This is a genomic window from Priestia sp. BR_2, from assembly GCF_041954005.1.
Taxonomy (GTDB): domain Bacteria; phylum Bacillota; class Bacilli; order Paenibacillales; family Paenibacillaceae; genus Paenibacillus_AQ; species Paenibacillus_AQ lautus_A.
Map to the genome: position 1 here is coordinate 1 of NZ_JAVFHM010000074.1, position 791 is coordinate 791.

Consider the following 791-nt stretch of genomic DNA (forward strand, 5'->3'; position numbering starts at 1 on the left):
CATTAGATTCTAATACAAATGAAATGCATATTAATTATATGGGAGATAACAAAATTGATATGAACAAATCACAAATTGAACTTATTGTCCGGATATCAGAAACAGGAAGTTTTACAAAAGCCGGTGAAGAACTACATATGACACAACCTGCGGTAAGTCGTACCGTTGCAACAATTGAATCGCAACTAGGAACAAAGTTAATCAAGAGAGATAAGAAGAATGGATTATCTTTTACAGATATAGGAGAGCGCATATTAATTACTTTTAGAACAATCCTGAGTGAATTACAAAAAGTAGATGAATTAATTGCGGCTGAACAGGGGTTAGAAATTGGGAAGGTACACATTGGAGCTTACCGAACTGCTTGTACTAGGTTTATTCCTAAGATCATACGTACAATGGAAAGTCAGTATCCTGGTGTAGAAATCATGCTTTCGGAAGGTAGTGTAGATCAAGTAAAAGAGTGGTTGCGTTCCAAATGCATTGATGTAGGAATTATTATTCCTCCTGATAAAGGTTTTGATACTGTACCTTTGATGAAAGATCAATTGATTGTACTTATGCACTCAAGCCATCCTTTATCTCAGAAAGAAACAATAAGTATTCCTGACTTACAAGGTGAAGATATACTAATTGGAAAATGCGGTTATGAGGTACAGATTCATGCTTTATTCAACGAGTATAACTTGACTCCTAAAGTACGGTTTGAAATGGATTATATAGAGACAGGATTAAGTATGCTACAAGAAGGGTTAGGAATTACTATTACAACGAAAAAAAATATTTGGTGT

The 791-nt window shown here is 34.4% G+C and carries 1 protein-coding gene; it reads left to right on the forward strand.

Features of this window, described 5'->3' with window-relative positions; genetic code table 11:
- Nucleotides 1-59 precede the first annotated feature (59 nt).
- The coding region (locus tag RB298_RS02080; RefSeq protein WP_486045484.1) for a LysR family transcriptional regulator at nt 60-791 on the forward strand (732 nt) is incomplete at its 3' end.